A 14137-nucleotide genomic window follows, 5' to 3' on the forward strand; every position below is an offset into this window, starting at 1 on the left:
GTATTACTGCAAATTTTATTTCATAATTATAAAAACAAAAAACCTACTATTACTAGTAGGTTTTTAATTATTCTGCGGAGAGTGAGGGATTCGAACCCCCGGACCTGTTACAGTCAACAGTTTTCAAGACTGCCGCAATCGACCACTCTGCCAACTCTCCTTTCAAATTCTGTTCTGAATTTTTAGTGGTGCAAATATAGGAGGATTTATCGTTACACTCCAAATATTTTATTTAATATTTTACTACTACAGCTTTAAAACACTGGGGATCAATTACAAAAATTTCAACACACAATCTCTACAAACCATTATATTCAGGCCGTTTTACAATTTTTACCAATATTGGTAAAAATAAAATGCACTAAGTCTTAATCAAAACTTAGTGCATTTTTATAATTAAATTTTATTCAAATCGAATCTTAATTCTCAACATGCTCAAGGCCGCTAAGATATTTCTCAGCATCCATCGCTGCCATACAACCACTTCCCGCAGCTGTAATTGCCTGTCTATAGATATGATCCTGAACATCTCCTGCTGCAAATACACCAGGAAGGTTTGTTCTCGTAGATCCTTTTTCTGTAAGGATATAACCATTTTCATCTAAATCAAGCTGACCACCAAAAACTTCTGTATTAGGCTTGTGACCGATTGCTATGAAAATACCGTGAACATCTATTGTAGATTTCTCATTGGTAACATTATTAATTGCTACAGCTCTTTCTACAAGGTTATTTTCACCTTCAATAGCTACTAGCTCATGATTGAATTTCACTTCAATATTAGAAGTATTCATTACACGATGAACCATAGCTTTAGAAGCACGGAAATGATCTTTACGAACCAACATAATCACCTTATTACAGATCTTGGACAGATAAGTCGCTTCTTCAGCAGCAGTATCTCCTGCTCCAACAACAACAACATCTTTTCCTTTGTAAAAGAAACCATCACAAGTAGCGCATGCAGATACACCTCCACCACTGTATTTTTTCTCGTCGTCTAATCCAAGATATTTAGCTGTTGCTCCTGTAGAAATAATTACAGTTTTAGCCAGTATTTCACGACTACCTGTGCTTAGCTTGTGTATACCACCTGCTTCTTTAGCAAATTCTACAGTGCTAATCATCTCATAGTGAACTTTAGTTTCAAAACGCTCCGCTTGTTTTTGCAAATCCATCATCATTTCAGGTCCTGTAATTCCTGATGGATATCCCGGAAAGTTTTCTACTTCGGTTGTTGTAGTTAATTGCCCTCCCGGTTCAAGTCCGGTAAACAGTTCTGGCTTCATGTCTGCTCTTGCAGCGTAAATAGCTGCTGTAAATCCTGCAGGCCCAGAGCCTACGATCACACAATCTAAAATATTTTCCATATAATCTCAGTTCGGATACAAATTTCGGTAATCTTATATTACTTTGTCAAATTTTAATATTGAGTTTTATCAATAACTTTTATAGCAAATAATTAATAAAGTTTGTTGGATTTATAAATTATTAGGTGTACGTTTCTACACCATCATAACTACGTTATTATATTTCCTTATTATTAATCGTTAAAATTATACTTTTACCTTCGTCTTATCAACATTTAATATCTTATAAACCATTTCGGTAAGTAACTCTGCATCATCTGTATTATGAGCTCCTAATCCTTTACTCTTCATATCCATTTCCCGCAAAACAGAAATAATACGCGTAGCATGCTTCATAGGGTAAAATTTAGCAGACTGCTCATAATCTTTCAGAAAATATGGATTTACACCCATCGCTGAAGCCATAGCAGCGGCAGGCTGTCCGCGCATAGCATGATACATTAATATATTGTTGAAGTAATTGAATAAATTGCCTATAATCAGCAGCAAAGGATTAGTCTTCACATTTTTACCCATATAATAGGCAATCCTCATAGATCTTTCAGCATCTTTTACTCCTAAAGCCTTTTGAAGTTCAAAAACATTATAATCTTTACTAATCCCTATATGAAGCTCTACAAGCTTTCCATCAAGTTCTTCTCCGGGTTTCAGAATCAATTTCAGCTTATTGAGCTCATTAGATATTCTTGACAAATCATTCCCCAGATACTCAGCGAGAAGATGAGAAATATTCGGAGCGGTTTTAATGCCAAAAGCCTGAATTTGTTGTTGAATCCAAGCTGCCAACTGATAGTCTTTAACAGATTCACTGTAGTACAGCCAGTTATTCTTATCAAGTTGTTTTATAAATTTCTTACGAGAATCAATTTTTTTATATTTATGAGCAAACACCAGAATAGTAGATTCTACTGGTTGCTCAATATATTTTAGCAGAATATCACTCTCCTCTTCGTTTAATTTCAGATCCTGGGCTTCTTTTACAATAATCAGCTGCTTATCCCCCATCATAGGATACTGCCTCGCTAGTGAAAGCACTTCCCCATAAGAGGTATCTTTACCATACACAACAGTTTGATTGAAAGCTTTTTCATCTTCCGTCAGCACATCATTCTCCAGTGATTTTATTGCTACATCTATAAAGTAAGGTTCTTCACCATGAAAAAAATAGATAGGCTGAAATGCCTTATTTTTAATATTTTTGAGGATGTTTTCTAAATCTTTCATAATCTATGCAACTGCCTAAACTTAATTTCAGCAAACAATTTGATTTTCAATTCAGGCAGGACAAAGATAAGTTTTTTATTTATGATGTACTGCGCAAAAAGTACCTTTTGCTAACCCCTGAAGAATGGGTACGCCAGCACTGGATCCAACACTTTCTCAGTCTGAAAACTTATGCTCCTTCTGCTCTGATAGCAGAAAAAAAAATAGAATTAAACGGACTTACCAAAAGGATAGATTTATTGGTTACTGAAAAAACTCAACCAAAAATCCTTATAGAGTGTAAAGCACCACAAATAAAACTTTCTGAAAAAACTTTTGAACAAACAGCCCGATATAATTCGGTATTAGGGGCAGGAGAAATTATTCTAAGTAATGGTTTACAACATATTTACGCAAGCTTAACACAAAATGGTTATCAGTTTAGTAATTTTGATACATAGATTCCGGATTGAGGCATAAATATTGATGCCACTTTTAAGAAACAACTAATCACCATGACAAAAAAACATTATATTTTTATACTTCTGATGCTATTTCCTTTTGCAAAAGCTCAGGATATCCATGAGATCAGACTGTTTCAAAAGAGTAAGAACTTTATTATCTTTTTCAATATAGATAACACCTATATTGCGATGGATTCACAGGGAAAAGTGTTATCACTTTTTCAAAAAAGTAAAATCCCGGGATATTTCGATAATATAATCACACCAAACGGGCAATCAGTTAGCACAACTGAAGACTCAGATTTTGATTACACAAAGGATAATGATAATCCTATAATCAAGAGTTCAAATAACAACAATATTGAGTACTACACTAGCTTTACTTCGAATGATCGAGGTAAAATAAAAGCTGTTAATGGAGAAACACTTCAATATTACAGTGAACTTAGTGATGGTTTAACAGGTAATATAAAATCTATTGGAAACATAAATTTCAGTTATTACGGCTCTTTCAACAACTATGAAAAAGGAAAAATAAAGTCCATTGGTAATATTACATTTTCATATTTCAATGAATTTGATTCATATAAAACCGGAAAAATAAAATCAATAAAAGGAAATAATAACAACACCAATATCACTATTATCAATGATTATTAAGAACATTATATTCGACTTCGGCGGTGTCCTTATGGACTGGAATCCTAAGTATCTCTATCAGAATGTCTTCAACTCCGAGGAAGAAATGGATTACTTCCTGGACAATATTGCTACATTAAAATGGAATGCTGAACAAGATCGTGGGCGCAGTTTTCAGGAAGCTACAGAAATATTACAAAATCAATATCCGGAATTTTCAAAAGAAATAGCTCTATACTATAGCCAGTGGCCCGTAATGTTAAAAGGAACTATTGAAAAAAATGTAGATATACTTCGTAATCTGCATGGTCGATATCAACTCTATGGCCTTACCAACTGGTCGGCTGAGTCCTTTCCTTATGCTTACAAAAATTATGATTTCTTTAGTCTTTTTAATGGTATAGTAGTATCCGGAGAAGAAAAGCTTATTAAGCCCGATGAACGGATCTACGAACTCCTACTGAACAGGTACAACCTCAACGCATCGGAATGCCTTTTTATAGATGACAATTATGAAAACATTAGAACCGCTCAAGCAATGGACTTTAATACTATCCATCTGACTCCGGAAACAATTCTTCGGGAAGAATTACTAAAATTCAATATATAAAATCAAAAGAATCATTCGCTCGAATGATTCTTTTGATTTTACAAAACAGGCAGATGCAATACACTAACCAACAATCTGCCTGTAAGTACTACAAACAATAAACAACATTATGAAAAATAAAACCTGGCATTTGACAGGAAGTTGTTTGCAGTATTCCAATTACGCCTTATAAATCTGCTCCGGTAGTTATGATAATTGCTGATAATTTTATTTAATGAAAGAGCTTCATTAGGTGGTTGAAACCGGAGCAGAAGGGATTATAAAACAAATTTCATTATTCATATCTGACACTTTTATGTGCAACCGAAAACTTCAATATGAATCCTGACTTTCTTTATGCAAGGTATATTTTCCTTTATACAATCTAAAGAAAAACATATTTCATTTCCTTACGGCATTTATTCTGATTTACTACGTAAAAGTTAAAACAACTATTTACACAGAGTTTGAATAAACATTTTCAATCATTTTTTGAATAAATATATCCTGAACAAGATCCGATAAGATGTACATAAGTACCTATAAGCAAGAAATCGTGATAAATTAAAATTCAAATAAAAAAGCAAACGGGCCATCAAAAAAGATTTTTGATGGTCCGTTTTATAAAAAAAACGATTGAAAAAATGATGATGAAGTTATTCTATCATCAGGATTTTAAAAATTCTATCTCAAGTTGCTGATCAGTAAAATGCTTTATGCAAATGAGATAGAATTCAGGAGACATATCTTACTGGTTGACAGTTAGCAGTATACAGTTGATATTTATGGATATACTAATTTGGCAGGTACTGTTCACTACTAACCGACAACTCTTTAATTTATTTTTCCCATTTAACCTCTTCTCCCTGAGGGGAAGCTCCTCCTTGCTCAACCTTCACAGGAGGAGTTTCCTGATTAATATGGTATACATAAGCTGCAATCTTTTCTGCATCTCTGCCGGAGATTGTACCATCTTTAATAAATGGTCTCATCGTTGGATTATTAGGAGATCCATTTTCCAGCATCCAGAATACATTATGAAATACATCTTTTTCTTTTACATTGATCCAATAATTATCTGTCAGGTTGGGTCCTATTCCACCTTTACCTCCTTCTGAGTGGCAGGTTGCGCAATTGGTTTTGAATAGCTGCTCTCCTTCAGCAATATTAGAAGGATCATATTTAGCAGTTTCAAGTGTTATTTTTGGTGCTGTTTTCTCATATTCTTCGATAGAAGCCAGCATTGTTTTATGTTCTTTTTCGTATTCTGCATCCTGATGAGCATAATCTGTGAATACATAAGCCAGCATATAAATCACACAGAAGATATTTCCGAAGTAGAATAAACCTATCCACCATTTGGGCAAAGCATTATCAAGCTCTGTAATCCCATCGAAACCGTGGTCTATAATAAGATCAGTTTCTTCTTTCTGAGACTGCTTTTTAACAGCAGAATTCCATAATCTTCGCAAAAAAGGAATCTTTTTTTGCTCCAGATAAAGCTTCTTATCTTCATCCGTTAACTTCTTAAAGTTTTCGTTCTCTACAAGATCCTGAAGGGAACTCACTATTAACAATAGTAAAGCTGACATGATCACTACAACCCAGAAATAGGGAGATGTAAGGTAATGAACCTCGGGAGCAAACATCTCGAAAGCTAAAGCTATCAGGCAGAATGTAAGCACTATATAAACTGAAATCGGTGTTCTTACTTTCATAACTAAATTATTTAAAGTTATTTAATAGAGGCTGTTTGTACATCTGTAGTCTTAATGTCTACCCCAAGTCTCTGCAGATAAGCGATAAGTGCTACAATTTCTCTCTTCTCTATAGGAATAAATTTGTCACCTTTGGCAATTTTTTCCTGTGCTACCTGCTCTTTAATATCTGCAGCTTCAGAGTAAATTTTCTGTACGATTACACTAGCCTGATTATCGGCCCAAGCATTTGCAGAATCTATCTGTGCTTTGGTATATGGTACATCAAATGCATTTTTCATTAGCTTCATTTTGTTTACCATTTCCGAGCGATCCAGTTCATTTGTAATCAACCATGGGAAACGTGGCATAATAGAACCTGCTGATGTTACTCTTGGGTTATACATGTGTTTAAAGTGCCATGAATCTGGGTTTTTATTACCTTCTCTTTGTAAATCCGGTCCAGTTCTCTTAGATCCCCATAAGAAAGGTCTGTCATATATAAACTCTCCTGCTTTAGAATACTGTCCATTTTTACCATCAAATCTCACAATCTCATCACGGAAAGGTCTTATCATCTGAGAGTGGCAAGAGTTACATCCTTCACGGATATATAAATCTCTACCTTCTAATTCTAATGGTGAATATGGCTTAACAGCTGCTATATTTGGTACATTACTCTTCACACTCAGAGTAGGGATAATTTCAACCGCACCTCCTATTGCCAGTGTAACAAATGCTCCGATGGACAATACTGTTGGCATTCTTTCAATCCATAAGTGAACCGGCTCGCCATCTTTTCTGTCATTACCAATAACTGCTAACGCTGGTGCTTCTGCAGGAACATTTTTCTCAAACACTCCTTTTCTTACTGTCTTGAATACATTCACGACCATTAATATCGCCCCTGTCAGGTATAATATCCCACCAAGGAATCTCAACTTAAAGTATGGAATAATCGCTGTTACGGTATCCAACCAGTTCTTGTACATCAAAGTACCATCCGGGTTAAATTGTTTCCACATCAAACCTTGTGTGAAACCAGAGATATACATTGGTACTGCATAGAAAATAATTCCCAGAGTCCCCAGCCAGAAATGCCAGTTAGCTAATTTCACAGACCATAGTTTCGTTTTCCACATTAATGGTACAAGGAAATATATAATACCGAAGGCCATAAAACCATTCCATCCTAGTGCACCTAAGTGTACGTGACCAATTACCCAGTCGGTATAGTGACCAATTTTATTTAGAGATTTAGTTGCTAAAAGCGGTCCTTCGAATGTTGCCATACCATAACATGTAACAGCTACTACGAAGAATTTAAGTACCGGATTTTCTCTTACTTTATCCCAAGCTCCTCTTAGTGTTAGTAGTCCATTTAGCATACCTCCCCAAGACGGTGCGATAAGCATGATGGAGAAACCTGTTCCTAATGCCTGAGCCCAACCAGGTAAAGAAGTATACTGAAGGTGGTGAGGACCTGCCCATAGATATACAAAGATTAGAGACCAGAAGTGGATAATAGATAATTTATAAGAAAATACTGGTCTGTCCGCTGCTTTCGGCATAAAGTAGTACATAAGTCCCAATACCGGTGTTGTCAGTACGAACGCTACCGCATTATGACCATACCACCATTGTACTAATGCATCTTTTACCCCTGCATATACTGAATATGATTTCCAGAAGTTTAACGGAACTTCTAAGTTGTTTACAATGTGAAGTAAAGCTACCCCAATCCATGTTGCAATAAAGAACCAGATTGCTACATATAAATGTCTTACTCTTCTCTTAGCAATCGTGCCAAACATATTGATACCGAAGATAACCCATGAGAAAGTAATTAGAATGTCGATAGGCCATTCATGCTCTGCATATTCTTTAGATGTATTAATCCCCATAAGGAAAGTGATAACCACACTTACAATCATTAACTGCCAAGACCAGAAATGTATCCATGAAAGTGTATCACTGTACATTCTGGTTTTCAGTAGTCTCTGCATACTGTAATAAGCACCGCAGAAAAACGAGTTACACACAAAAGCAAAAATCACTGCACTGGTATGCAGCATTCTTATTCTGCCGAAACCAAGTGCTCCTTGTGTATTAATTAGTCCCTGAATATTTCCGCTTCTTAAACTCTGAATCGTCGTATCATCCGTACCGAAGAGGAATTCCGGTAATTCAGGGTAGAACAACATTAAAGCTGCCGTAAGCCCAAGAAGAAAGCCTACGAGACCGAACGCTATTGTCGCATATAAAAATGCCCGAACAATATTGTTGTCATAATGAAACTTTTGCGCCTCCATTTTTCTACTGTATTTATTTTATAAGGTTATATTCCACTAACTGATTAGCAAAAAATAGCTAAAGAATTACGCTGAAAACAGTATTTTCCACCTGTTTTATTTGTGTTTCAAAGGTATTCGTTATCTTTGTGGTGTACCAGTAGACCAACTACTAAAGTATACCGAAATCTACTAAAAGCATAAGCGATGAAAGAATGTGGCAACAGTATCAGACAAATCCGGAGAAATAAAGATTTAACCCAGGAGTATATGGCTCTGGAGTTAGGAATCTCCCAAAAAGCATATTCTGATTTAGAAAATTGCAAAGTCAAAATGAATATGACAACCTTACTAAAAGTTGCAGATATACTGGAGATTAGCCCCTCCGAAATTTGCAGCCTTTCAGGAAATTGCACCAACGATATGCAGCAGAAACATGAAAGTCTTATAGACTATCTGAAGCAGAATAACATCCAGGTTCCGGATGAATATTTGTAATTACAATAAGAAAAGTATATAAAAAAGCAGCGGGGAGTTTCTCCCCGCTGCTTTTTTATACATTAGTTTATTTACTATCTAACGGCTTTTCATTGTCCTTTTCCTTCTTTCGCCCGGCTTTTATTAAAGCCTGATGAACTACAAATTCAATCTGTCCGTTTACACTCCGAAATTCATCTGAAGCCCATTTTTCAATAAGCTTATAAGTTTCTTCATCAATCCGGAGGACAAAGCTTTTTTTTGTACTCAAAATTTTTATTTTTTCTGTTAAGCTTTCGCTTAGTCTACATTCTAATTATACAAAGTACCAGCATTTAGTATAGGCTGTGCAGCCTTTTCCCCACAAAGTACAACCATAAGATTGCTTACCATAGCAGCTTTTCTTTCGTCATCCAACTCTACTATGTTTTCTTCCGATAGTTTTTTCAGAGCCATATCTACCATCCCTACAGCACCTTCTACAATCTTAGCCCTTGCTGCTACAATTGCTGTAGCCTGCTGGCGCTGAAGCATAGCTCCTGCAATTTCAGACGCGTAAGCCAAGTGGCTGATTCTGGCCTCCTGAATTACAATTCCTGCTTTTGAAAGTCTGTCTGTAAGCTCCTGCTCCAGGATCTGATTAATTTTATCTCCGCCTTCTCTTAAGGTTATCGGCGCATGATCATCCTCGAGATTATCATAAGGAAAACTCATCGCCAAATGACGAACTGCTGCTTCACTCTGCATTTTTACAAAATCAGTATAACGCTCCACTTCAAAGGCTGCCTTATAGGTATCCCCTACTTTCCAGACGATAACAACTCCTATCTCAATAGGGTTTCCCATTTTGTCATTTACTTTCAGTGTTTGTCCCTGAAGATTCTCTGAACGCAGACTCATTCTTTGTGAAGAATAAAGAGGGTTGATAAAGAACAATCCGTTCTCTTTAACAGTTCCTACATACTTCCCAAAGAAGTTAAGCACTCTGGAGTGATTAGGCTGGATAATCATAAGACCTTTCATAAAAAATATTGCAAGAATAAAACACAATACCCCTATAACGGACAAGAAAGGATTATACTGCATTCCTGTAAAGAAAAGAGTAACAGCACCAAATAGTAATAAAATACTTATAAGTAGTGCCACATAACCAGACATTGGTTTCAGATTTTTTTCCATATTGATATTAATTTGATATCATAAAGATATGAAATTAATGATATAAAAAAGCAATAAATTTATTTCTTATCACGAAAGTCACTACAGTTAGAAATATGAATAAAATCAGGTTAAGCTATTTTAATATGCTACTACTGGGAATATTCCTAATTTTAGATGCGAAAGCACAACCCACTAAAACTACTATATATGCGCATAAATCGACTTTTTCTAATTATCCTTACTGCCTATTTAAGTTCTTGTAGCAACAGTGACAACCGAGATGGTGGTGACAACACTAAACTGCCAATAACAATAGCAAAAAAAACATACACTTACCAGTTTAATAACAGCTATAAAATTGAAAACGGGGTTTCTTTAAAAGGCCCCAAAGGAACAGAAACATCAGTTGATGCAAGTATGTTAAACCAATATTGGTTTTCAGTGGACACTTCGGATGATAAGCTTGTTGTTGATTACAAAAAAGATTCTCTGTTTGTTATAAATGGTAAATTGAAACTAGCCTATAAAATTAAAGCAAAACAAGATTCTATATTTCTTGAGGGGACTAAACCAGAATTCTTTGGATTACATACCTCTGATAAAACTGGGCTTACTATTTACAAAAGAGTTATAGTCTATCACAGAGCTCCGAGAGAAAATGACAACTCTTCTTTATACAGCAGAAGCGGTCTTAATTTTGGAAAAACTTCTCAGCAAGAAGTATCAAAAATATCTCCTTTCAAAACTCCTTCAGAGATGGTTTCAGCTCAGGATTTTTTAATATGGGCCAATCTTAGTTATTCTTATAAAGAAATCAAGTAAGAATATTTACACAAACAAAAAAGCCAGGATAATTCCTGGCTTTTTATTTTATTGTATTCTGATTAAGGTTCAATCTCTGTTCTTTCCTCTGCTTTCTTCGATTTATTATTAGATGAAGATTTAGCATTGTGGAATTTTTTATACTTAAACCATGCTGCAATACTCAGAGCAAGCATAAAAGATAAACTCATATATACCCATGCCGGAACCGGAATCGGATCTCCAGCCGCATATGAATGTAATCCTGAAAGATAATAATTAACCCCAAAATAGGTCATAATCATAGAACAGAATGAAAACATCGTAACAACATGGAATGTATACCTACCTCTAAGTCCTGGTACTAAACGCATGTGTAATACAAAGGCATAAATAATAATAGAAATAAATGCCCATGTTTCTTTAGGATCCCAAGACCAATAACGTCCCCAGCTTTCATTTGCCCAAATACCTCCAAGGAAGTTTCCTACTGTAAGCGCAAACAAACCAATAGTTAAAGACATTTCACTTACAATGGTCAGTTCCTTAATTGTTTTATCATTATGTTTTTTATAGATATCAGAATTAGCCACAATATAGAACAACAGTGTAATCATTGCAATAATAGCTGAAAGAGCAAAAAATCCATAACTGGAAGCAATAATAGCCACGTGTACAATTAACCAATAAGATTTAAGTACTGGTACCAGAGGGGTAATCTGTGGATCCAGCTGCGCTCCACCATGAGCAAATCCCATCATAATAACAGCTACAAGGAAACCTGCTGCTGGTATAAGTACATTGGAATTTCTGTAGAGGATAAGACCTGCTGTAATTCCAACCCATGAGATAAACATAATAGCTTCATAACCACTACTCCAAGGTGCATGTCCGGAAACATACCAACGACCAATAAGACCAAAGAAATGTGCTATATATCCTACAACTCCAATCCAAATGATTACATTTATTACAATTTTCAGAATCTTATTTGGTTTAAACAAATAAATAAAACCTAATATCAATAATAGTCCTCCGATCATTGTATAGCTAATAAGGAGCTTAAAGAACAGATTCAATCCGTTCATAAATACCTCAACATTTACCTTAGTATCTGAAGGCATAATCTTCGATCCCCATTTATGCTGGTAGTCCTGTAATTTTACCAATTCTTTATCCGCAGTAGCCCAATCACCATTTTTTGTAGCATCTATAACACTTGCAAAATATGGCCCCATAACCTTCTGGGAAGCCTCATCCGGTTCGAATTTATTATCCAACCATGAATGCCATGTATGGTTATTATCATTTGGCACGGGAACTATACGCATATACTGACCTGAAAGTATACCATTGAAAACCTGTACCAGGTCATTCATTTCAATAACTCCTTTATCATACATACTTTGCTCTACCGGTTTCTTACGGAAAGCAATATTATAATCTTGTTCCAAGACAAAACGAGGCTGTCCTGTAGCAGGATCCATTGGGAAAAGGTTCAATAATGTTGTATAGCCGTCTTCATTTGCTTTTGTCTTTCTTAATAACTCGCTGCCTCCCTTTGTCGTTACTTTGATAATTGGAACTTGTGTCCACATAAAAGGATTAGTCGTAATAGACAAGAACCATTGGTTCGCATCCATTCCGTGGAAAGAATCTCTTTTGTACAATTTTCTAAGAACATCTAATGCCAGTGTATTAACCGGAACAATACGCCCTTCTATATTTTGTACCAATGCATAACCAAACTTATCTGCATGCTCTTTATTAATATGGGATTCTTTAACCACAGTTTCAGGGTCCAGTACTTTAGGCTTCATAGGACCGGCTGTCATTCCCCCTTCTACACTCTTAACATTAGGAGCTCCATGGGACTCTTGTCCGTGCATATCGATTTCTCCTTTGCTGCCATCATAGGTCTGTGCATTTAAAGCACTAAAAGAAAATAATAAAAATGCTACAACAACAGCTTTTTTCTTACTTATATCTTTCAACATTTTGTTTAACTGCCAGAAACGCGTTCCTTTCCAGAATAATGAAACGAAAAGTCCAAGGAATAGGAAAGTATATCCTACATACGTAATATTAGTTCCCCAGAAATCGTGATTTACAGAAAGGTGAGTTCCTTTTCTGTCAGGATCAAATCCTGCCTGGAAGAAACGATAACCTCCATGATTAAGAACATGATTCATATAGATTTTATATGGTGTCTGTTTTCCGTTTTCTATAATCTGCACATGAGATTCGTATGCAGACGGAGAGTTACTTCCCGGATATGTTTCCATTACAAATTTCTCAAGCTTTATGGAGAATGGTGTCTGTAAAACTTTAGGACCAAATCCCAACATAATGTTTTTACCATCTACCATAATCTGCTTCGCCATATTAGGATTATTTTTATCAACTAATATATCTACAGGCTGCTTTGTTTTAGGACCTTCAACCATTAATCTCAGAAGATCCGGCGTAGCGGCATCTTTTTTCACATCACCTTCATACTCTATAAGCTTCCCTTTTTTCACGCCTTCAGGTACAACTAGCTTCAGATCACCAATTGTATATAAACTTCTTAGCTTTAAGGAGTCCAGCGCATCTTTTTTTGCAACACCTGTTTTCTGTGTTGCCATCGTCATATACTGAGCATCGGATGGAGATTTGATCTGAAGGAATCCATTTTCATCGTGAATCTCTACAGCACCCTCAATTTTACGGTTATAGGCAACCAACATACCGTTTACGCTCTTTGCCTCACCTGGTGCGATGAATATATTTTCTCTCCCCTGATCGTTTGTGGAAACCAGATGAAGATAATTTTTTCCGCCCTCAGAAACTACTAATGAATCTTTCTTTCTCTGGATGTAGTCCAGCGTTTTCACTGCAAACTTTTCACCTCTGAAATCATAGGTAGCATTAAAATCATGATGCAATGGAGACATGATATAAGGTACATCCTCATAATTCAGGATATCACCTTTATCTTCTATTTGTATTTTGAAATATTGTTTTTCACTAACGATCTGGTTAGAAGTTTCACCTTCACGAATCAGCATCATTCCTTCAAAACTGATATAACGTGTAATAGCTCCACCGATAAAGATCAGAATAAAAGCTAAGTGAAAAACTAATAGTGGCCACTTCTCTTTTCTGAGAAGTCTGTATCGTTGAATATTTCCGATAAAATTAATGATGAGAAGCAACATCACCAGCTCAAACCATTTGGCATTATAAATCAAAGCCTTAGCTGCGGGTGTCCCGTGATCATTCTCTATAAACGTAGCTACTGCCATCGAGATGGCATAAACCAGTAACAATACGGCCATTGTCCTGGTAGAAATAAGTATATCCTGTAATTTCTTCATTATGGGTACTCTAAAAACACATCCGGCAAAATTACACCAAAAAAACTATTATAAGCCAACATGGAGAAAAATCATGTCTATCGTTT

General features: G+C 35.7%; 12 protein-coding genes and 1 tRNA gene. 5 read left to right on the plus strand and 8 right to left on the minus strand.

Translation table 11 applies throughout. The features are described from left to right. Positions 1 to 75: 75 nt before the first annotated feature. The 3 genes from ATE49_RS01800 to holA form a co-directional block, all read right to left on the minus strand. Positions 76 to 160, minus strand: a tRNA-Ser gene (locus tag ATE49_RS01800). A gap of 259 nt (positions 161 to 419) precedes the next feature. Further along, positions 420 to 1370, minus strand: a complete 951-nt coding sequence (trxB, locus tag ATE49_RS01805) for a thioredoxin-disulfide reductase (RefSeq protein ID WP_065080833.1) — start codon at positions 1368 to 1370, stop codon at positions 420 to 422. Between the two features lie 186 nt (positions 1371 to 1556). Beyond that, complete coding sequence (gene holA, locus ATE49_RS01810) at positions 1557 to 2594, minus strand: DNA polymerase III subunit delta (RefSeq protein ID WP_065080834.1); 1038 nt, start codon at positions 2592 to 2594, stop codon at positions 1557 to 1559. A gap of 5 nt (positions 2595 to 2599) precedes the next feature. Between holA and ATE49_RS01815 the strand changes: the two genes are divergently transcribed. From ATE49_RS01815 to ATE49_RS01825, 3 genes are read left to right on the plus strand one after another with little or no spacing between them, the layout of a single operon-like run. Further along, complete coding sequence (locus ATE49_RS01815; RefSeq protein WP_065080835.1) at positions 2600 to 3034, plus strand: type I restriction enzyme HsdR N-terminal domain-containing protein; 435 nt, start codon at positions 2600 to 2602, stop codon at positions 3032 to 3034. 54 nt (positions 3035 to 3088) lie between these two features. Further along, the gene (locus ATE49_RS01820; RefSeq protein ID WP_065080836.1) at positions 3089 to 3697 is read left to right on the plus strand and encodes a hypothetical protein; all 609 of its coding nucleotides are present in this window, start codon (positions 3089 to 3091) and stop codon (positions 3695 to 3697) included. Next, the gene (locus ATE49_RS01825) at positions 3687 to 4286 is read left to right on the plus strand and encodes an HAD family hydrolase (RefSeq protein ID WP_065080837.1); all 600 of its coding nucleotides are present in this window, start codon (positions 3687 to 3689) and stop codon (positions 4284 to 4286) included. The genes ATE49_RS01820 and ATE49_RS01825 overlap by 11 nt, the downstream gene beginning before the upstream one ends. Positions 4287 to 5104: 818 nt before the next feature. Here ATE49_RS01825 and ATE49_RS01830 read toward each other — a convergent pair. Both ATE49_RS01830 and ccoN read right to left on the minus strand, forming a co-directional pair. Further along, a complete protein-coding gene (locus ATE49_RS01830) occupies positions 5105 to 5983 on the minus strand; it encodes a cytochrome c (protein ID WP_059154615.1) in 879 nt (292 codons plus the stop codon). Positions 5984 to 6000: 17 nt separating this feature from the next. Continuing rightward, on the minus strand, positions 6001 to 8274 hold the full coding sequence (gene ccoN / locus ATE49_RS01835) for a cytochrome-c oxidase, cbb3-type subunit I (protein WP_059154614.1): 2274 nt from the start codon (positions 8272 to 8274) through the stop codon (positions 6001 to 6003). Between the two features lie 186 nt (positions 8275 to 8460). On the opposite strand from ccoN, the gene ATE49_RS01840 reads away from it, so the two are divergent. Continuing rightward, positions 8461 to 8751, plus strand: a complete 291-nt coding sequence (locus ATE49_RS01840; RefSeq protein WP_021346350.1) for a helix-turn-helix transcriptional regulator — start codon at positions 8461 to 8463, stop codon at positions 8749 to 8751. A 67-nt stretch (positions 8752 to 8818) separates the two neighbouring features. Here the strand turns inward: ATE49_RS01840 and ATE49_RS01845 are convergent, their stop codons facing one another. Together ATE49_RS01845 and ATE49_RS01850 are read right to left on the minus strand one after the other, a co-directional pair. Then, positions 8819 to 9001 carry a type II toxin-antitoxin system antitoxin gene (locus tag ATE49_RS01845; protein ID WP_059154613.1) on the minus strand — a complete coding sequence of 61 codons (183 nt, stop codon included), beginning with the start codon at positions 8999 to 9001 and terminating at the stop codon, positions 8819 to 8821. A 41-nt stretch (positions 9002 to 9042) separates the two neighbouring features. Then, a complete protein-coding gene (locus ATE49_RS01850) occupies positions 9043 to 9909 on the minus strand; it encodes an SPFH domain-containing protein (RefSeq protein WP_059154612.1) in 867 nt (288 codons plus the stop codon). Positions 9910 to 10098: 189 nt separating this feature from the next. Between ATE49_RS01850 and ATE49_RS01855 the strand changes: the two genes are divergently transcribed. Then, positions 10099 to 10713: a hypothetical protein gene (locus ATE49_RS01855; protein ID WP_065080838.1), complete on the plus strand. Its 615-nt coding sequence runs from the start codon at positions 10099 to 10101 to the stop codon at positions 10711 to 10713. A 62-nt stretch (positions 10714 to 10775) separates the two neighbouring features. On the opposite strand, the gene ccsB is transcribed toward ATE49_RS01855, so the two are convergent. Next, complete coding sequence (ccsB, locus tag ATE49_RS01860) at positions 10776 to 14051, minus strand: c-type cytochrome biogenesis protein CcsB (RefSeq protein WP_065080839.1); 3276 nt, start codon at positions 14049 to 14051, stop codon at positions 10776 to 10778. Between the last annotated feature and the right edge of the window lie 86 nt (positions 14052 to 14137).

Source organism: Elizabethkingia miricola (assembly GCF_001675285.1).
In the GTDB taxonomy this organism is placed as follows: domain Bacteria; phylum Bacteroidota; class Bacteroidia; order Flavobacteriales; family Weeksellaceae; genus Elizabethkingia; species Elizabethkingia miricola.